The sequence below is a fragment of the Cobetia sp. MB87 genome (assembly GCF_011319755.1).
Lineage (GTDB): Bacteria > Pseudomonadota > Gammaproteobacteria > Pseudomonadales > Halomonadaceae > Cobetia.
Genome location: NZ_VFBC01000007.1, coordinates 575,421 through 595,124, shown reverse-complemented (window position 1 = coordinate 595,124; position 19,704 = coordinate 575,421). Strand labels below are relative to the sequence as shown.

Annotated in this window: 15 protein-coding genes; 4 read left to right on the top strand and 11 right to left on the bottom strand. The window is 63.9% G+C overall.

Annotated elements, in window-relative coordinates:
• Positions 1 to 21 precede the first annotated feature (21 nt).
• From parC to pgi, 4 genes are all read right to left on the bottom strand, one after another.
• Positions 22 to 2,298 (bottom strand): DNA topoisomerase IV subunit A, encoded by a 2,277-nt coding sequence (gene parC / locus CDPAHKCJ_RS08685; protein WP_166019445.1) that lies wholly within the window; start codon positions 2,296 to 2,298, stop codon positions 22 to 24.
• A gap of 143 nt (positions 2,299 to 2,441) precedes the next feature.
• Entirely contained in the window at positions 2,442 to 4,322 is a 1,881-nt protein-coding gene (gene parE / locus CDPAHKCJ_RS08680; RefSeq protein WP_043335172.1) for a DNA topoisomerase IV subunit B, read from the bottom strand.
• A 214-nt stretch (positions 4,323 to 4,536) separates the two neighbouring features.
• The gene (locus CDPAHKCJ_RS08675; protein WP_233593451.1) at positions 4,537 to 5,289 is read right to left on the bottom strand and encodes a YqiA/YcfP family alpha/beta fold hydrolase; all 753 of its coding nucleotides are present in this window, start codon (positions 5,287 to 5,289) and stop codon (positions 4,537 to 4,539) included.
• A 273-nt stretch (positions 5,290 to 5,562) separates the two neighbouring features.
• Positions 5,563 to 7,266: a glucose-6-phosphate isomerase gene (pgi, locus tag CDPAHKCJ_RS08670; protein ID WP_166019444.1), complete on the bottom strand. Its 1,704-nt coding sequence runs from the start codon at positions 7,264 to 7,266 to the stop codon at positions 5,563 to 5,565.
• Between the two features lie 204 nt (positions 7,267 to 7,470).
• On the opposite strand from pgi, the gene cmoA reads away from it, so the two are divergent.
• Positions 7,471 to 8,217, top strand: a complete 747-nt coding sequence (gene cmoA, locus CDPAHKCJ_RS08665; protein ID WP_166019443.1) for a carboxy-S-adenosyl-L-methionine synthase CmoA — start codon at positions 7,471 to 7,473, stop codon at positions 8,215 to 8,217.
• 31 nt (positions 8,218 to 8,248) lie between these two features.
• Complete coding sequence (gene cmoB / locus CDPAHKCJ_RS08660) at positions 8,249 to 9,277, top strand: tRNA 5-methoxyuridine(34)/uridine 5-oxyacetic acid(34) synthase CmoB (protein WP_166019442.1); 1,029 nt, start codon at positions 8,249 to 8,251, stop codon at positions 9,275 to 9,277.
• A 153-nt stretch (positions 9,278 to 9,430) separates the two neighbouring features.
• On the opposite strand, the gene norR is transcribed toward cmoB, so the two are convergent.
• Positions 9,431 to 11,194 (bottom strand): nitric oxide reductase transcriptional regulator NorR, encoded by a 1,764-nt coding sequence (gene norR / locus CDPAHKCJ_RS08655; protein WP_166019441.1) that lies wholly within the window; start codon positions 11,192 to 11,194, stop codon positions 9,431 to 9,433.
• 193 nt (positions 11,195 to 11,387) lie between these two features.
• Here norR and CDPAHKCJ_RS08650 point away from each other — a divergent pair, with 193 nt between their 5' ends.
• Positions 11,388 to 12,605: a globin domain-containing protein gene (locus CDPAHKCJ_RS08650; RefSeq protein WP_166019440.1), complete on the top strand. Its 1,218-nt coding sequence runs from the start codon at positions 11,388 to 11,390 to the stop codon at positions 12,603 to 12,605.
• A 165-nt stretch (positions 12,606 to 12,770) separates the two neighbouring features.
• Here CDPAHKCJ_RS08650 and cysN read toward each other — a convergent pair whose 3' ends face one another.
• From cysN to CDPAHKCJ_RS08620, 6 genes are all read right to left on the bottom strand, one after another.
• Complete coding sequence (gene cysN, locus CDPAHKCJ_RS08645; RefSeq protein WP_166019439.1) at positions 12,771 to 14,222, bottom strand: sulfate adenylyltransferase subunit CysN; 1,452 nt, start codon at positions 14,220 to 14,222, stop codon at positions 12,771 to 12,773.
• Positions 14,223 to 14,394: 172 nt separating this feature from the next.
• Entirely contained in the window at positions 14,395 to 15,306 is a 912-nt protein-coding gene (gene cysD, locus CDPAHKCJ_RS08640; RefSeq protein WP_166019438.1) for a sulfate adenylyltransferase subunit CysD, read from the bottom strand.
• Positions 15,307 to 15,607: 301 nt separating this feature from the next.
• The gene (locus tag CDPAHKCJ_RS08635) at positions 15,608 to 16,354 is read right to left on the bottom strand and encodes a metallophosphoesterase (protein ID WP_166019437.1); all 747 of its coding nucleotides are present in this window, start codon (positions 16,352 to 16,354) and stop codon (positions 15,608 to 15,610) included.
• 120 nt (positions 16,355 to 16,474) lie between these two features.
• Complete coding sequence (locus tag CDPAHKCJ_RS08630) at positions 16,475 to 16,921, bottom strand: DUF1249 domain-containing protein (RefSeq protein WP_043337025.1); 447 nt, start codon at positions 16,919 to 16,921, stop codon at positions 16,475 to 16,477.
• Positions 16,922 to 17,259: 338 nt separating this feature from the next.
• Positions 17,260 to 17,898, bottom strand: coding sequence for an NUDIX domain-containing protein (locus tag CDPAHKCJ_RS08625; RefSeq protein ID WP_166019436.1), 639 nt, complete (start codon positions 17,896 to 17,898; stop codon positions 17,260 to 17,262).
• Positions 17,899 to 18,231: 333 nt separating this feature from the next.
• On the bottom strand, positions 18,232 to 18,915 hold the full coding sequence (locus CDPAHKCJ_RS08620; RefSeq protein WP_064503367.1) for a hypothetical protein: 684 nt from the start codon (positions 18,913 to 18,915) through the stop codon (positions 18,232 to 18,234).
• A gap of 194 nt (positions 18,916 to 19,109) precedes the next feature.
• On the opposite strand from CDPAHKCJ_RS08620, the gene CDPAHKCJ_RS08615 reads away from it, so the two are divergent.
• The gene (locus CDPAHKCJ_RS08615) at positions 19,110 to 19,649 is read left to right on the top strand and encodes a GreA/GreB family elongation factor (protein ID WP_166019435.1); all 540 of its coding nucleotides are present in this window, start codon (positions 19,110 to 19,112) and stop codon (positions 19,647 to 19,649) included.
• Positions 19,650 to 19,704: the final 55 nt, after the last annotated feature.

The following is a 19,704-nucleotide window of genomic DNA, read 5'->3' as shown; positions in this document are numbered from 1 at the left end:
CCAGAGCGTATCAGCTGCCGATCAACTGTCGACGGCCAGACGATCGACTTTCTGGAAGCCCTTGGGCAGCTTGCTGCCGCGACGGCCACGCTCGCCACGGTAATAGTCGAGATCGGCACCCTTGAGCAGCGTCTTGCGCTTGCCGGCGTGCACCACCAGGGTCGCGCCGGCGGGCAAGACCACCAACGAGCGCACGAATTCTTCGCGGTTGGCCGCGCGCTCACCCGGAATCGACAGCATCTTGTTGCCCTTGCCCTTGGACATCTCGGGCAGCTCGGCGAGCGGGAAGACCAGCAGGCGTCCTTCGTTGGACACCACCGCCACTTCCAGCGCAGCCCCATCGCCCTGCGCTGACTCAGGCACCTCGGGGATCGCCACCGGCGGCAGCACCGCGCAGCCGCGCGGCAAAGTCAGCGCCGCCTTGCCGGACTTGTTCTTGCCGGTCAGCTGCTCGAGTGTGGTCACGAAGCCATAGCCGCCATCGGAGGCCAGCAGATAACGCGCCGAGGGCGCATCAAGCAGCAGGCCGACCATCGCCGCCCCCGCCGCCGGATTCATGCGCCCGGTGATCGGTTCGCCCTGCCCGCGTGCACTGGGCAGATTGTGCGCGGCCAGGGTGTAGGCACGCCCGGTGTCATCCAGCAGCACCAGCGGCTGATTGGTCTTGCCGCGCGCCGCCAGATGGAAGCGGTCGCCGGCCTTGTAGGACAGGCCTTCGGGATCGATATCATGCCCCTTGGCGGCACGGATCCAGCCCTTCTCGGACAGCGCGACGGTGATCGGGTCGGCGCCCATCAGCTCGACTTCCGACAGCGCCTTGGCTTCGCAGCGCTCGACCAGCGGTGAGCGACGTGGATCACCGAAGTCGGTGGCGGCCTGCTCAAGCTCACTGTCGATCAGGTCCGTCAGTGCCTCGTCATTGCCCAGCAGATGCTTGAGGTGCTTGCGCTCGCGCTTGAGCTCGTCCTGCTCGCCCCGCAGCTTCATCTCTTCAAGACGCGCCAGGTGACGCAGACGCAGCTCGAGGATCGCCTCGGCCTGACGCTCGGAAAGCTGGAAGGTCTCGATCAGGCTGGCCTTGGGGTCTTCCTCCTCGCGGATGATGCGAATCACCTCGTCGAGATTCAGGTAAGCCGTCAGCAGCCCCTCGAGGATATGCAGACGATCCTCGACCTTGGCCAGACGATGCTCGAGGCGGCGACGCACGGTGGCACGACGATAGCGCAGCCACTCGGCCAGCATCTCGTGCAGCGCCATCACGCGCGGGCGCCCCTTGAGGTCGATGACGTTCATGTTGACGCGCGCGTTCTTCTCGAGGTCCGTGGTGGCGAACAGGTGCGCCATCAGGCCTTCGATATCGACACGATTGGAGCGCGGCTGAATCAGCAGGCGCGTCGGATTCTCGTGGTCGGACTCATCACGCAGGTCCGCGACCATCGGCAGCTTCTTGGCCTGCATCTGGGCGGCGATCTGCTCGATCACCTTGGCGCCGGAGACCTGATACGGCAGTGCCGTGATCACGATATCGCCCTCTTCCAGCACATAGCGGGCGCGCATCTTCACGCTGCCACGACCGGTGCGATAGAGCTTGGCGAGGTCGGTGCGCGGCGTGATGATCTCCGCCTCGGTGGGGAAGTCCGGTGCCGGCAGGTATTCCATCAACTGATCGCTGTCGGAGTCCGGATGACGCAGCAGATGGCGGGTAGCGGCCACGACTTCATGCACGTTGTGCGGCGGGATGTCGGTCGCCATGCCCACCGCGATACCGGTGGTGCCGTTGAGCAGCACATTGGGCAGACGCGCCGGCAGCACCTTGGGCTCGTTCATGGTGCCATCGAAATTGGGCACCCAGTCGACGGTGCCCTGGGAGAGCTCGGACAGCAGCACCTCGGAGTACTTCGACAGCCGCGATTCGGTGTAACGCATGGCCGCGAAGGACTTGGGGTCATCCTGACTACCCCAGTTGCCCTGGCCATCCACCAGCGGATAGCGATAGCTGAACGGCTGCGCCATCAGCACCATCGCCTCGTAACAGGCGCTGTCGCCGTGGGGGTGGAACTTGCCCAGCACATCGCCGACGGTACGCGCCGACTTCTTGTACTTGGCGTTGGCCGTCAGGGACAGTTCGCGCATGGCGTAGACGATGCGGCGCTGTACCGGCTTCATGCCATCGCCGACATGCGGCAGGGCGCGGTCGAGAATCACGTACATCGAGTAGTCGAGGTACGCCTTTTCGGTGTAGTCACGCAGGGCCAGACGTTCGACGTCACCCTCCGCGACCTGGATATCCATGCTCATGGGCGCTTGACCTTGATTACGAGCGTAAAACCGGGGAGCGCCTGACTGTGGCGCTCCCGAAAGAATGCTGTCGCGCAGCTTGTCTGGCTTTCGAAGTTCAGCTGCTTTCGAAGTTCAACTGGCCGTGAAAGCTCAACCGATGATCAGACCTCGATATCGGCCATGTTGCCGTAGTCCTCGAGCCAGCTCTTTCGATCACTGGCGCGCTTCTTGGCCAGCAGCATGTCGAGCATCTCGTGGGTGCCGTCATCCGCACTACGCGTCAGCTGCACCAGACGGCGGGTGTCCGGCGCCATGGTCGTTTCCCGCAGCTGCAGCGGATTCATCTCACCCAGACCCTTGAAGCGCTGCACATTGGGCGTGCCACGCTTGCTCTCGAGCTGCTTGAGGATGTGTGCCTTTTCGCTCTCGTCCAGGGCGTAATGCACCTCCTTGCCAAGGTCGATGCGGTACAGCGGCGGCATGGCAACGAAGACGCGCCCGGCATCCACCAGCGCCGGGAAGTGACGCACGAACAGCGCGCACAGCAGCGTGGCGATGTGCAGACCATCGGAGTCGGCATCCGCCAGGATGCAGACCTTGTGATAGCGCAGCTTGGTGAGGTCATCCGAGCCCGGGTCCAGGCCGATGGCGACCGCGATGTCGTGGACTTCCTGGGAGGAGTAGATGTCATGCGACTCGACTTCCCAGGTATTGAGGATCTTGCCACGCAGCGGCAGGATCGCCTGGGTCTCGCGGTTGCGGCCCTGCTTGGCGCTGCCGCCAGCGGAGTCACCCTCGACCAGAAACAGCTCGCTGTCGGCAGGGTCGGAGCTTGAGCAGTCCGAGAGCTTGCCCGGCAGCGCAGGCCCGGAGGTGACCTTCTTGCGCGCGACCTTCTTGGCGCTCTTCAGACGACGTTGGGCCGCCGAGATCACCAGTTCCGCCAGCGCTTCAGCCTGATCGACATGGTGGTTGAGCCACAGCGAGAAGGCGTCCTTGACCACGCCGGAGACGAAGGCGGCGACGCTGCGTGAGGACAGGCGCTCCTTGGTCTGGCCGGCGAACTGCGGATCGAGCATCTTCACCGACAGCACGAAGGCGGCGCGCTCCCACAGGTCATCCGCGCTCAGCTTGACGCCACGCGGCAGTAGGCTGCGGTAGTCGCAGAATTCCTTGAGCGCCTCGAGCAGGCCGGAGCGCAGGCCGTTGACGTGAGTGCCGCCCAGCGGCGTGGGGATCAGGTTGACGTAGGGTTCCTGCACCAGCTCGCCGCCTTCCGGCAGCCACTGGATCGCCCAGTCGACCCCGTGCTCCTCATCCTCGAAATGGCCGACGAAGGGCGATTCCGGCAGGCGCTCGAAACCATCGGTGGCGCCGAGCAGGTAATCGCGCAGGCCATCCTCGTAGTGCCAGGTCGTCTCGCTGCCATCGGTCTCGATGAGCACGACCTTGAGGCCCGGACACAGCACGGCCTTGGCACGCAACAGGTGGCGCAGGCGCGGCATCGCCAGGCGCGGGCTATCGAAGTAGCTCTCGTCCGGCCAGAAGCGCACCAGGGTGCCGGTATTGCGCTTGCCGACGGTGCCGATCTGAGTCAGCTCCTCGGCCTTCTCGCCATTCTCGAAGGCGATGCGCTGACGCAGGCCATCGCGGCACACTTCCACTTCCAGACGCGTCGACAGCGCATTGACCACCGAGACGCCCACGCCGTGCAGGCCGCCGGAGAAGCGATAGCTGTCCTGGGAGAACTTGCCCCCTGCGTGCAGCTTGGTGAGGATCAGCTCGATGCCGGTCACGCCATGCTCGGGGTGGATGTCGGTGGGCATGCCACGACCGTCATCGCCGACCTCGATACCGCCATTCTCGAGCAGACGCACGCGGATTTCCTTCGCGTGCCCCGCCAGCGCCTCATCGACGGAGTTGTCGATGACTTCCTGCGCCAGATGGTTGGGCCGAGAAGTGTCGGTATACATGCCGGGCCGCTTGCGGACCGGTTCGAGGCCGGAGAGGACCTCAATGGAACTGGCGCTGTACTGACTCATCGCAGCCTTGTGTCCTTGGTGTTGACGTCCGCCATCCGACTCGCCATTTCACGTGCGCGAGACGGACAACGGATTCCTGAAAAATGAGAGACCGGCGCCTGGCGTACAGCATCGAACGCCCTGCCAAGTCGTGCCAATCCATGTCGTGCCAAGAGGTGCCGTGCCCAGCCAGGTCGTGGTGTCTCGTAGCAGAAAGCACCACGCACATGACCTGCTAGTCCGGCGCGACATGCATCGCCGCTGCGGTGGCGGGGGCCAGCCGGTGCCCGCCATGCGCCATGATCGCCGGCAGATATTCCGCCAGCTGCGCAAAGCCGTGATCGCCACCCGGCGTGATGATCAAGCGACTTCCCTGATAGAGCCCTGCGGCATCATTGACATCCAATGTCTCATCGGCCGTCGCCAACAGCACCAGGGTGCGCTGCGCCGTGACCGGTTCCGCTTCCAATGCGAGCAGCCCGGGCCCGAAATCCTCGGTGACGGTGAACGTCACGCCGGTATAGGGGTTGGCATGCACCGAGCCGAGCCATTCGCTGACCAGTCGCGCGGGACGCACGGCCGGATTGATCAGCACGCTGCGCGGCCCCTGACGCCAGACGCTCTGAGAAGGACCCGCCGGCCCCTCGAGACGTGCAGCCTCACGCGCGACCAGCCAGGTGGCCAGAAAGCCGCCCATGGAACTGCCGATCACCATGATGGCGTCATCGCAGGCGGGGTCTGCAGGATCCAGCGCCAGGCGCTCACACAACGTGAGATAGGCCGCGTTGACCGCCGCCTGACCCGCGCCGGGCTCCGGGGGGATGTCCGGCATCACGCACGGCAGGCCGAACTGCTCTGCCGCGCGCTGCATCAAGCGCGCCTTGGGCGAACAACTGGCCGAATTGAAGCCGTGCAAGTACAGCAGACCCTTGACGGGCGCGGTGGCGTGCATCGCTGCCGTATCTGACGGAAAGGGGGAATTGGCCATCAGCACTCCCGACAACACGTGAGACCGCGACACCTCCCCTCCCACGCCTCAAGATGGCAGGGCATCTCTCGAGCGTTCATGCGCTGGAGGCTGGGTTTTCGACGGTCCGCGTCGTACTGTCTAGTGTAAACGATTGATTCGCTTATAGGATAGCGAGAATACTGTATAAATCAACAGAGAGCGACGACTGACGCCGCCGCTCGTCTTGCTTGGCATGGCAGCATGCCCTCACACACTCTCTCACTCACACCCTTGCTTACATCCGCCGTGGGCTCAACGCGGGTCCTGATCCTGGGCTGCCCACACCGCTTCGATCAGCGCACGGCTGGAGGCGTCCAGCGCCTCGAAGCCTTCGCCGCTGGTCATGGTCGCTTCGGTGGCGGTGGCGATCTGCTTGCCCAGCTCCACGCCCCACTGATCGAACGGGTTGATATCCCAGATGGTGGCCTGCACGAAGACCTTCTGCTCGTAGAGCGCAATCAACGCACCCAGCGTTTCCGGTGTGAGCGTCTCCAGCAGCAGCGTGGTCGACGGCTGATTGCCACGGTAGCGCTTGTGGTTCGGCTGCGCCTCATCACCGGGGATGGCGTCATCGCCCAGCATCAGTACACGTGACTGGGCGAAGCAGTTGGCCAGCGTCAGACGGTGCTGTGCCTTGAGGTGGGCGCGTGTCTCGGCGTCCTCGACATGGTCATAACGGCACATCGGCGCGATGAAGTCACACTCGACCGCCTGGGTGCCCTGGTGCAGCAGCTGATAGAAGGCATGCTGGGCGTTCGGCCCCAGCTGGCCCCACAGCACCGGACAGGTCGAGTAGTCGATCATCTCGCCATCGTTGGTCACTGACTTGCCGTTGGATTCCATCTCCAGCTGCTCGAGGTAGCTTGCGAAGTACTCCAGGCGACCGTCGTAGGGCAGGATGGAGTGGGCGCGGATATCGAGGAAGTTGTTGTTCCAGATACCCGCCAGCGCCAGCAGCACCGGCAGGTTGTCTTCCAGCGGCGCGGTGCGGAAGTGCTCATCCAGCTCATGCGCCCCGGCCAGCAGGCGACGGAAGTTGTCCATGCCGACATTGAGCGCGATGGGCAGACCGATGGTGCCCCACAGCGAATAGCGGCCGCCGACCCAATCCCAGAACAGCAGCTGATGTTCCGGCGCGATGCCCCACTCGGTCATCTTCTCCGGCTTGGCGGAAGCGCCGATGAAGTGCTGACGGTTGATCAGCGCTTCCAGGCGCCCTTCCGGGTCGAGGCGTGATTTGAGCCAGTCGCGCGCGGTGCGGGCATTGGACAGCGTGTCGATGGTCGAGAATGACTTGGAGGACAGGATGAACAGCGTGGTTTCCGGGCTGAAGGATTCCAGATAATCCGCCAGCTGGGAGCCATCCATGGTCGAGGCGAAGTGCACGCCGATCTCGTGGATGTCCTTGGGACGGCAATCGCTCAGGGCGCTGGAGACCATCAACGGGCCGAGGTCCGAGCCACCGACCCCGAGGTTGACCACATCGGTGATCGGCTTGCCGGTAGCGCCACGCCACTGGCCGCTGTGGAAGGTATCGACCATCTCGGCCAGGTGCTCGAGGCTCTCGTGGATGGCCGGCACGATATCCTCGCCGTCCACTTCGAGGCTGGCGGAGCGCGGCAGACGCAGCGCGGCGTGCAGCGCCGGACGGTCTTCGGAGCGATTGACATGCTCACCGGCCAGCAGGCGCTTGATGCCCTGCTCGACACCGGTTTCGCGCGCCAGATCCAGCAGCAGCTCCAGGGTCTCGCCCTTGAGGCGCTGCTTGGAGAGATCCAGACGCAGTCCCGCGGCAGAGCGCGTGAAGGTCGCCACTCGGTCACGCCCTTGCGCCGCATCCTCGGCGAACAGGTCCTTCAGGTGCACATCGGCCATCTGCTCTTGATGATGGCGCGCGAGAGCCTGCCAGGCCTGGGTATTACGACGCGCAGAACGTGCCGCTGATTGAGTGGACATGGCCACCTCTCTCCTTGAAGTGTAATGACCGGCCCTGCATGGCCCGGCCTGAAATCGATTGATGGAGGCCTCACCCGCCAGCCGTGACGGGTGCGTCACGGGCGCCGAATGCGTAGAATGGCGGGCCCGACGGGGCGCTCTGCCCGGCCGGTCCTCGGCCACAGGCATGTCGCCCTGGCCCACTGCCCGATGAAGCCTTGATCCATGAGTGATGCATCTTACCGTGACGCGATATTTACGACACCCCTTGACCGTGTCGCCAGCTTCTCCTTCGACGAGCAGGTCGTCAGCTGCTTTCCGGACATGCTGCGCCGCTCGGTGCCGGGGTACGGTCAGATCATCGCCATGCTGGGCCTGATGGCCCGCGCTCACCTGCGCCCCGGCGCGCGGGTCTATGACCTGGGCTGCTCACTCGGTGCTGCCAGCATGGCGCTGGCCCGCGAGATGGCGCCCGAGGATATCGAGATCGAAGCCGTCGACCTGTCGGCACCGATGGTCGAGCGCGCCAGTCGTGAGCTGGCCGACGCCTTCCCGGCGCATCGCATCACGGTCAGCCAGGCTGACATCCGCACCCTCGACTACCAGCCAGCCGGCATGATCGTGGTCAACTTCACGCTGCAGTTCCTGCCGCCAGAAGATCGTGATGCCGTGATCGACAAGCTGTTCGCGGCACTGGAGCCCGGTGGCGTGCTGATCCTGTCCGAGAAGATCATCAGCGATGACCCGGTCGAGAATGCCTGGCTGATCGAACGGTATCATGACTTCAAGCGCGCCAACGGCTACTCCGATCTGGAAATCTCCCAGAAACGCGAGGCCCTCGAGGACGTGATGAAGCCCGACAGCCTCGACACGCATCATGCTCGCCTGGCGCGCGCCGGCTTCCAGCGCAGCCACACCTGGCTGCAATACCTGAATTTCGCATCGATGGTCGCCTTCAAAGCCGCCGAATGACCGCTACGCCTGCACGGACCCGACCCAGCGCATGAGCATTTCCCCGTATGACCGCGACCTTTACCGCGCCTTCACCGAGCTTGCCTGTGAGCCAGGCGCCGTCGGCGACGGCTTCGCCCGCTGGCTGGGCGCCCTGCCCGAGCAACTGGCCAATGGCCTGGACCGCAAGCGTCACGCCGACCTCAAGGCCTGGCATGGCGCGCTGGAAAAGCTGCCCGCCCTGCCCGACACGCGCGATGTGCAGCTGGATGCCGACCGGGTCGGTGCACGCTTTCCGACTGGCCTGACTAGCGGCCAGCTGCGCCAGAGCGAGAACCTGCTGCGTGCGATGATGCCGTGGCGCAAGGGCCCCTATCAGCTCGACGAGATCCATATCGACACCGAATGGCGCTCCGACTGGAAGTGGCAGCGTCTCGCGCCGCACCTGTCGGATCTCACCCATCGCCGCGTGCTGGATGTCGGCGGCGGCAATGGCTACCACGGCTGGCGCATGGTCGGTGCAGGCGCGGCCTTCACGCTGGTGATCGACCCTTCACCGCGCTTCTACTGCCAGTTCCATGCCGTGCGCCACTTCATCGGCGCGGACCACCCCCAGGGCCGCAATCTGCACTTCCTGCCGGTGGGCATCGAGGATGTGCCAGCGAAGATGGGCGCCTTCGATACCGTATTCTCGATGGGCGTGCTCTATCATCGCCCCTCGCCGATGGACCACCTCTTCCAGCTGCGTGACACCCTGCGTCCCGGCGGCGAACTGGTGCTGGAAACCCTGGTGGTGGAAGGTGACGTGACGACGGTGCTGATGCCTGGCGAGCGCTACGCCGTGATGCCCAACGTCTACTTCCTGCCCTCCTCGCAGGCACTGGCCCACTGGTGCGAGCGCGCCGGCTTCAAGGACGTGCGCATCGTCGATGAAGCCGTGACCACGCTGGACGAGCAGCGTGCCACCGACTGGATGACCTACCACTCGCTGAGCGACTTCCTCGATCCCGCTGACCCGAGCCTGACCCGCGAAGGCCACCCGGCGCCGCGGCGTGCGGTGCTGATCGCCACTCGCGCCTGAGCTGGCGTCTGAACGCGCGTCCGAGACACGGACTTCTCGTCGCGCCAGGGCCGGCGGCGGCAGAGATACAAGAACGGCGATGCTCCATGAGCATCGCCGTTCTTGTATTCTCTTATCAGACACTTCATCTCGCCCCAGACACTGCCTTGCGCCTCAGACAATTCCCAGACGCTGCGCCTGCCGATACAGGTTGCCGCGATCGACCTTGAGCCTGCGCGCCGCCTCCGCCCAGTTGTGATCACTCGCCTGCCAGACCCGCGAGATGTGCTCGCGCTGGAATGCCTCGGTGGCATCGCGCAGTCCCAGCGTCTCGTCGCCGTCCTGCCAGGCGGTGCGCGGTGCAGAACTTGCTCCTCCTGCCTGACTCGCTCTTCCCGCCTGATCCACCAGCCCCACCTGCGCGCCCCGAACCTCCTGCGCCACGCTGTTGGCCCGCTCAAGTGACACCTCGGCGTTGACCTCCAGTCCCAGCAGTTCCGGCGTGATCACCACCAGCTGGCGACCATCGGCGCGCAGACGAGTCGGGTGGGCGCCATGCGCGAGCCGGGCATGCAGGGCGGCGCGACTCAGGCAGTGCTCCAGTTCACGTACGTTGCCGGGCCAAGGATAGTCGCACAGTAGACGCTCCGCCGCCGGCGTCAGGCGCAGATTGCCCAGTCCGAGGCGCGTACGGTTGTGCTCCAAGAAGGTGCCGGCCAGCGCCAGCAGATCCGCACGCCCGCGTTCACGCAGCGGTGGTACCCTGAGCGGATAGACGCTCAGGCGGTGATAGAGGTCTTCACGGAAATGCCCGGCGGCGACCTCCGCCTCGAGATCGCGATTGGTGGCCGCGATGACGCGCACATCGACCTTGACCACGCGATCGCTGCCCAGCGGCTGCAGCTCGCCTTCCTGCAACACCCGCAGCAGCTTGGGCTGCAGTGCCAGCGGCAGCTCGCCGATCTCATCCAGCAGCAGGGTGCCGCCATCGGCCATCACGAAGTGGCCACGGTGATCATGGGTCGCGCCCGAGAAGGCGCCACGCCGATGACCGAACAGCGCACTCTCGACCAGGTCCGGCGACAAGGCGGCGCAGTTGATGCGCACCAGCGGCCTCCCTGCCCGCCGGGAAGCGTCGTGCAGCCGTTGGACCACGCCCTCCTTGCCCACGCCGGTCTCGCCCTGCACCAGCACTGTCATCTCGGTATCGGCGACCGCCTCCAGCTGCGCCTCGAGCCTGGCCATCGCCGGGCCACGCTGCGGGCAGGCCATGGCGCCCTGTGATGCCATGCCTGTCGGTGGCACGCCTATGGAAGCCGAAAGCCCTGACCTGCTGGCCGAGGCCCCCGCGGCCCACTCCTGTCGCAGTGACAGCGACAGACAATGCGCGGGGAGTGACAACCAGGCCTGCAACTCCTTAAGCGGCAGTGTCAGCTCGTCGGTGCTCGCAAAGGCGCACAGCGATTCCAGCGGGTCCAGCACCCCCGGCGTCAGTGCGTCGAAGGTCATCACTCCCAGCAGGGTATCGCCCTCACGCAACGCGGTACCGGCGCAGTCATGCACCAGCAGATCCGGCCCATGCACGTCCCCCAGCAGGCCATCGAAGGGGTCTGGCAGATCGCTGTCCAATGCGAAACGATGCACTCCCGTGTGCTCGGCGATCGCCTTGAGCCGCGGATGCTCCGCCAGCGCGAAGCGTCGCCCGCGCACCTCGGCAGGCAGGCCGTAGGTGGCCAGTGGCAACAGCTCGTCACGCTCGGGCAGGTAGCGCATCAGGGTCGCCGCCTCACCGGGCAGCTGCTGCATGATCGCGGCCAGCAGACGCGTCCATGGCAGCGCTCGCCGCTCGCCGCCCTCCACGCGGGACAACCAGGCGGTGAGCCAGGCATTCACGGCCGCGACCGGCGTATCGTTCAGGGGCAAGTGGGCATCGGGCATGCGGTCATCCTTGCGGGTATCGGGAGGGAGAGGGCTGAAAATTGATGTCATCATGACACGCTTGATGTCATTGAAACACGCCACATGGCCATGTCATTTTGACATCACAGGCCTGCAGAGTGCATGACGACTGGCCTCGAGAGTTGGCACGCCCCTTGCCATGGACAGGAGGACATCAATCAGAGGTATCGTCATGCTGACCAACGCCCAGGAAGACCTGATCGCCGCCACCGCTCCCGTCGTCGCCGAGCACCTCAATGCCATCACGGCGCGCTTCTATCCGCTGATGTTCGAGCGCTATCCCGAGGTGAAGCCGCTGTTCAACCAGACTCACCAAGCCAGTGGCGGCCAGGCACGTGCGCTGGCCGGCGCCGTACTCGCCTATGTCGGCGCGCGCCACTCACGTGAGGCGGTGGACCGCCTGCTGGCGCCCGTGGTCAGCAAGCATGTCTCGCTCAATATCCTGCCTGAACACTACCCCATCGTCGGCGAGTGCCTGATGGCCGCCATCGGTGAGGTACTGGGGGACGCCGTCACGCCCGAGATCGCCGATGCCTGGGGCGCCCTCTACGGGGAACTGGCCGCTGTGCTGATCGCCGCCGAGCAGGGCCGCTACGACAGCTTCGCCGCCACCCGCGGCGGCTGGCAGGGGCTGCGCCGCTTTCGCATCGTGCGCACGCAGGACGAGAGCCGCGAGATTCGCTCGCTGTACCTGGCACCGGTGGAAGGCCCGATGTTCTCCTTCCTGCCGGGCCAGTACATCGGCATGCGCCTGACGACAGCCCAGGGCGTGATCCATCGCCATTACAGCCTGTCCCACGCGCCGGACGAGCGCTTCTGCCGCATCTCGGTCAAGCGTGAGGCCCACGGCCAGTCCAGCCAGTACCTGCATGCGCTGAAGGCAGGTGACGAGATCGAACTGCTGCCGCCAGCCGGCGAGCTGACCTTTGAGCATGCTGCCCCGCAGAGCGCCGATGCCCCGGTGCTGTTGCTGTCGGCCGGTGTCGGCCAGACGCCGATGCTGCCGCTGCTGACGGCGGCGCTGGCGGCGGGCCGCCAGGTGATCTACCTGCATGCGGCGCGCAATCCCGAGGTGCATGCCTTCGACGCCACCCTCAAGGCACTGGTCGCGCAGTATCCAACGCAGCTGCATTATCAGGTCTGCTACGAACAGGCCGAGACGCTGCCGCCCCATGCGCAGCTGGGCATCATCGAGCGCGACTGGCTGGCGCAGCAGATCGCCGCGACCGGTGCCAGCGCCGAGTCGCTGCAGGCCTTCGTGATCGGCCCGCATGGCTTCATGCAGAGCATGATCCAGCACCTCAGCCGTATCGGCGTACCGCTCAGCCAGTGTCACCACGAGCATTTCGGCCCCTCCGCCCCGCTCGCCATCGACACTGCTGTCGCCTGATGCGCCAGAGGTGAGCCGCGCCATGCAAAAAGCCCCCATCGCCTTGCGGCCATGGGGGCTTTTGCGTTCTCCGGCTTCATTCCAGCAGGCCGTGTTGTTATTGCGTGTCCAGCGTTGTTGTTGGTATATCGCTGACTTCCATTCTGCTGTCGCTACAGGACGGAATCAGTTGGTGCGGCCGAGCAGCTCGCTTACATCTCGCGCTTCCCAGTGCGGGAAGTGCTTGCGCACCAGCGCGTTGAGGTCGGCTTCAAACGCGGCCCAGTCGGTCTGCTGGGTGGTGGCCTGGGTGCCGGAGCGACCCACGCCGCGAATCATGCCCGCGCCGACGGTCACGTTGCTCAGACGATCGATGACGATGAAGCTGCCGGTGCCCGGGCTTGAGCGATAGTCGTCCACCGGCACCGCCTGGGTCAGCTCGAGCTGCACCCGACCGATGGCGTTCAGCGCCAGGCTGTCACCCTCGTGATGCTCCAGCGTGTTGACGTCGTAGAGGTAGTCGATGGCGCTGACCTGACCGGTCAGGTCGCGGGTCGCCAGCTTGATATCGTACTGGCGGCCCGGCTGCAGCGGCTTCTCGTGCATCCAGACGACATCCGCTTCCAGCGCATTGGAAAGCGGCAGTTCGGCATCCGCCGCCACCAGCCAGTCGCCACGCGAGATGTCGATCTCGTCGTCGAGCGTCAGGGTGATGGCCTGACCCGGATAGGCAATCTCGAGATCACCATCGAAGGTGACGATGCGCTCGATGGTCGAGGTCTTGCCGGACGGCAGCACCTTGACGCTGTCACCCGGACGCACGACACCGGCCGCCAGGGTACCGCAGTAACCGCGGAAATCGAGGTTGGGACGATTGACGTACTGCACCGGGAAGCGCAGATCGCTGAGGTTCTGGTCGTGGGTCAGTTCGACGGTTTCCAGCACCTCAAGCAGTGACGGGCCCGCTTCGCCATTGACGGTGTACCAGTCCAGTGACGGGCTGCGATTGACGACGTTGTCACCCTTGAGCGCTGACATCGGTACGAAGCGGATATCCGGCGCATTCAACTTGTCGGCGAACTCCTGATACTCGGCGACGATCTCGTTGAAGCGCGCCTCGGAGTAGTCGACCAGATCCATCTTGTTGACCGCGATCACCAGATGCTGGATGCCCAGCAGGTCAGCGATGAAGCTGTGACGACGGGTCTGGGTCTGCACGCCATAGCGCGCGTCGATCAGGATGATCGCCAGGCTCGCGGACGAGGCACCGGTGGCCATGTTGCGGGTGTACTGCTCATGCCCCGGCGTGTCGGCGATGATGAACTTGCGCTTGTCGGTCGAGAAGAAGCGATAGGCGACATCGATGGTGATGCCCTGCTCACGCTCGGACTGCAGGCCATCGACCAGCAGAGCCAGATCGACCTCGTCACCGGTGGTGCCGCTGGTCTTGGAGGCCTGGGTGATGGAGGCCAGCTGATCTTCATAGATCAGCTTGGAATCGAACAGCAGACGACCGATCAGGGTCGACTTGCCATCATCGACGCTACCGCAGGTGATGAAGCGCAGCAGGTCCTTGCGCTCGTGTTCTTGCAGGTAGGCTTCGATATCCGCGGAAATCTTGTCTGACGCGTGGGACACACTCTTCTCCTTGCCGCTGTCATGGGCCTGATGAGGTGGCGAGCCGGTATCACGAGCCAGTGTCTCGTGAGGCTCCGAGCCGATTCATCAGGCGAATTGTTCGTTCGGGTTATTCAACGCCGCAAAGCGTCGCTGGGGGAATCAGCGCGCAAATGGCGCTTGAAACCGATTCCTAGAAATACCCTTCGCGCTTCTTCTTCTCCATCGAGCCCGCCTGGTCATGATCGATGGCACGCCCGGAGCGCTCGCTGGTACGGGTCAGCAGCATTTCCTGGATGATTTCCGGCAGGGTCGCGGCGGTAGATTCCACGGCGCCGGTCAGCGGATAGCAGCCCAGGGTCCGGAAGCGCACGGATTTCATTTCCGGCACTTCGCCTTCCTTGAGCGGCAGACGGTCGTCGTCGACCATGATGTCGAGGCCATCGCGCTTCACGACCGGACGCACGGCAGAGTAATACAGCGGCACGATCTTGATGGACTCGAGATAGATGTACTGCCAGATGTCCAGCTCGGTCCAGTTGGAGAGCGGGAAGACGCGGATGGACTCACCCTTGTTGATCTTGGAGTTGTAGATGTTCCACAGCTCTGGACGCTGGTTCTTGGGGTCCCAACGGTGGTACTGATCACGGAAGGAGTAGACGCGCTCCTTGGCCCGCGAGGCTTCCTCGTCACGACGTGCACCGCCGAAGGCCGCATCGAAACCGTGCTTGTCGAGCGCCTGCTTGAGACCGGCGGTCTTCATGATATCGGTGTATTTGGCGCTGCCGTGATCGAACGGGTTGATACCCGCCGCGACGCCTTCCTGGTTGATGTGCTCGATCAGCTCCATGCCCACTTCCGCGGCCATCTCGTCGCGGAACTTGATCATTTCCTTGAACTTCCAGGTGGTGTTGACGTGCATCAGCGGGAACGGCGGCACGCCCGGCGCGAAGGCCTTGCGCGCCAGGTGCAGCATGACGGCAGAGTCCTTGCCGATGGAGTACAGCATGACCGGGTTGGAGAACTCGGCCGCCACTTCACGGATGATGTGAATGGACTCGGCCTCGAGCTGCTTGAGGTGGGTCTGACGTTCGGGGGTAAGCATCGCGTGCGGCAACCTCATGAGCGCTGGGAGTCGCCCCGAAAGGCGGCCCGTGACAGACAGGGCATGCCCGAAGGTCGTGACGAGCCAGGAGAGACTCACTCTCTCGTCCCACGGAGCATGCTGGATACCATTACGGTACCCGCGCCGCCTTGATAACGTCAAAGAATCAGAAAATATCTTTTAAGATCAAAAGAGAATATTTGATTCTCCCGAGTCCATGACGATCGAGCTCATACCGGCCGTGCAGTAGCACGTTCGATATCTTGCCGTGGCTAACGGGGCGTGGCTTGTGGGACGTGGCTCACGGATCGACCCGCTCCACCCAGGTCTCGAGATGCTCACCATCGAGGTCCACCACGCGCAGTCCGGGGCGTGCCGCCTCATCCACAGCGAAATCATGGCTCAGCGGAGCGAACTGATCGGAGGTGGAGGGAACGCCATAGACGGCCACACTACCCTGCCCACACGGCATGAGTTGCGTGAAAGCCTGATGGATATGCCCACACAGCACGGCCCGCACCTGCGGGTACGGACGCAATGTTTCCCACAGCGCATCGCGGTCAGCAAGGCCCAGCGCATCCATCCAGTCCGAGCCGATCGGCAGCGGATGATGATGCATGGCCAGCAGGATCGGACGCGGGTCCAGCTCGACGGAAAGCGCCAGTGACCGCGCAAGCTCGCTCAGCTGCTCCTCGCCAAGCTCTCCCCCCGCCTGCCCGGTGACGCGCGAATCCAGACACAGCAGTCGCCAGTCGCCCAGATCCAGCTCCTGATGGAAGGGACGCAGCTCCTGCATGAATTCAGGGTGATCGTGGTTGCCCGCGAACCAGAACCAGGGACAACCCAGACCATCGAACAGCTCTGCCGCCATGCGATAGGAGGCGGGGCTCTCATCCTGGCTGACATCACCGGTCACCAGCAGGATATCGGGGCGAAGCCGCGAGGCATGCGCCATCACCGCCTCCAGCTGACGCCAGGGGAAGCCCAGCCGTGAACGCGCATCAGGGTCGGCGCGCAGATGGCAATCACTTATCTGAATCAGTCGCATCGGTCTCTCGAGCAGCAGGAAAATGAACAGAACCGCGACGGCCGGGCCATCGCGGTTCTGTCAATCAAGACGGGAAATACATCGGGTGTCAGCGCCCGGGCGCCATGCCAGCTTTGAGCGTCACGGCAATTCCGGCACATCCGCCTGCCCGAAAGCGCGGGCATGGGTCAGCCATTCACCGAGAAAGCGATTGAGCTGAAGCTTTTCGTCCGGCTGGTGCATGCGCGGATTCGGGTACCGGTTGCGCCCTGAGAAATGACGCTGGCGCTGAAAGTCGGTGACCTCCGCCATGCGCACGTCGTGGTACAGATGCACGCTCATGCGCGGCGAATCGATGATGTGGTCCAGCACGCCGGTCTGGGCGACCGTGACCATGGTGGTATAGGGCGCGCATTCGACGACTTCGAGCAGCAGCGTGCCGAAGTGGCCCTGATTGCCCGCCAGCGGGAAGGCGAAACTGTCACCGGCCTCGGCCTTGCCGAGGATGCGCGTGAGGCGCAGATAATTGGACCCGCACTCGGCATGGAGTGCTTTTAGGTCAGCCACATAGGCTTTCTTGACCTGCATGGGCGATCTCCTTGCGAATCTCAGAACATTGGCATGTTGTCTGTCAAAGCACGCCCGCCATCGTGCGTGGCAAGATGTGGGCAACGTGCGATAAATCAAGCACTGCGCCAGCGTTCAGGCTGACGGCGATCAGCTGTCGGCTATCGACTCTCGGCTATCGAGTCCAGCTCTCGGGACTGAAGCTGAGACGAGAACCGAGACTGATACGGACACTGGCGCAGACAGTGATCGTTGCTGGCTGCCGGTTTTCAGCAAGCCTCTAGAATAGCAGCTCTGACGCGCAGGTTGAGGAAGCCTGCGTGAGACGCGGGGGATTGCCAAGCTTCGCCTTCACTGCCTCAGGCATGCATGACGCGCAACGAAGCACGTTCACGCAGCAACCATTGCATGGCCATGATGGCCATCGCATTGCCCAACCGACCTTGTTCCAGCAGCGTCAGGGCCGCCTGGAAATCGAGCACATGCACACGGATGTCTTCATTCTCCTCGGCCAGACCATGCACGCCGCCCAGCCCACTGCTGTCACACAGACCGATGAACAGCGTGACCTCCTCGGTACAGGCGCCGGGGCTCGGGTAATAGCGGTAGAGTTCGATCAGGTCCGTCAGCTCACATCCGGCCTCCTCGACCGCCTCACGGCGCGCGACCTCATGGGCCTGCTCGTCCTTGTCCACCAGCCCCGCAATCGGCTCCAGGCTCCAGGGCGTGCGTTCGTCTTCCAGCATGCCGGCCCGGATCTGCTCGACGAAGACCACGCGGTCATTGACCGGGTCGTAGGGCAACACACCTACCGCGTCGTGACGGACATGCACCTCGCGATGGACCACATCGCTCCAGCCACCGTTGAAACGCTGGTGGCGGAATTCGCGCTGCTCGAGGCGAAAGAAGCCGTCCTGCAACACCCTGGCCTCGACCAGTTCGACATCATCATGTGCGAAGGCCTGTTGCCCTGCGACGTGCTCTTGTTGCTCGCTCATGCATCCTCCTTGGCTGAACAGGCATTATCCTGTCCTGCCATGAGACTGGCCAGCCCGTCACCTGCAAACTTGCTTGCTGCGCCGAACCGAGTCAGTCATCAGCGCCATTCAAGGCGCCACCTGAAGGCATCTGGGCGACTTCTCAGCCACAGAGCGCTAAACGACACGGCCCGAGCGGGATCTCCGCTCGGGCCGTGTCATGCAGGAATTCATTCGGGGATGTGACATCAGCGTCTGACGCCAGCGCTGCCGTTCACTTGCCGGACGCAATGATGGTCGCTCCAGCCAGCCTTCGCCTCTGACAGCCATGCAAGCGATACGGGTGGTGGAAACTTACTGCAGGCGCTTGATCAGCGCGGCGATCTCTTTCTGCAACTCCTGATCGGCCAGCTCACGATTGGGACGTGGCGGCCCGTCCTGAGCGAGCCGCGCATGCTTGAGCGCTTCCTCATCACGGCCTTCGGAGGCCAGATAATCGGCGTAATAATAATTGGTATCCATGCCCGTCGGGTTGACCTCAAGCCCCTTGCGCAGCACTTCTCCCGCCTTCTCATCATCCCCGAAGCCTACCGGCCAGCCGGGCGCCTTGTCATAGAGTGCACCAAGCGTCACATAGGCAGAGGCATTGTCACCCTTGGGGTCGAGCGAGATCGCCTTCTCGAGCGTGGCCTTGGCTTCCTTGGCCAGGTCCAGTGCTCCCAGGCCACCACGTGCCTTGGCCCATGAGGCCAGGATGATGCCTTCCCAAGTCAGCACGTGAGCGTTGTCCGGATACTGATCCGCCAGCGCGCGCACCTCCTTGCCCAGGGCCTCCATGCCCTTCTCCTGAGCATCACCGGAGACCTGATAATTGATCTGCGCCCAACGCTTGGAGAGCGGGAAGACGTCATCGTCGCCCGGAGCAGCATGGACGCCGGTCATGCCGGCCAGCGTGATGCCCAGCGCCATGCCCCCGGAGAGCAATACACGACAGCAACGGGAGATGACACGGCAAGACGGGTGTGAAGATGGCAGCATGGGCATGGACAGCTCCCTGATTTTCGTTATTGTTGGCAGATTCAGCATGGGTGACACGAAGTGCTCCGGCGAGCACATATTGACTGTAACGAACGTTTGAATCGGCCGCCAATCACCCTTGGTCGCAGGTCTCAACGCTATCGAAATCGTACACGGCGGCTTGAGCCTTATCCACAGAACCAGCGGAGCAGACCATGCAAGGTCGCAACATGACACGCTGGCGCGACCCCAAGACGGACCCGCGCCAGGAAAAGAAGAGCAACGTGATTACCCCGCAGGGCCACGCGAAGATGAAGGGCTTGGCCGACCACCTGAGGCGCGTGAGGCGCCCGGAGCTATCGCGCAAGACAGGCGAGGCCGCCGCCATGGGGGATCGCAGCGAGAATGCGGATTACACCTACAACAAGAAGGCGCTCAATCAGACCATCGCCAAGATCGCCTATCTGGAAAAGCGCCTGGATGAACTGACGGTCGTCGATCGCCTGCCCGCGGATCTGGAGCGCGTCTATTTCGCGGCCTTCGTGACGCTGGAGGACGAGCAGGGAGAGGAGATGGAGATTCGCATCGTCGGCCCTGACGAGACCGACAATCCGCGCCGCTGGATCAGCGTCGACGCGCCCCTTGCCCAGGCATTGCTGGGCAAGGGGCTGGATGATGAGGTGAGAGTGGCCGCACCGGGTGGCGAGACGACTTACATCATCACGGCCATCCGCTATCAGTCGCCGGAGGCGTAAGCGGCGAGCTGAGTATCAGGTCGCAGGGAATCAGGCCGCAGAGGCTCAGGTCGCA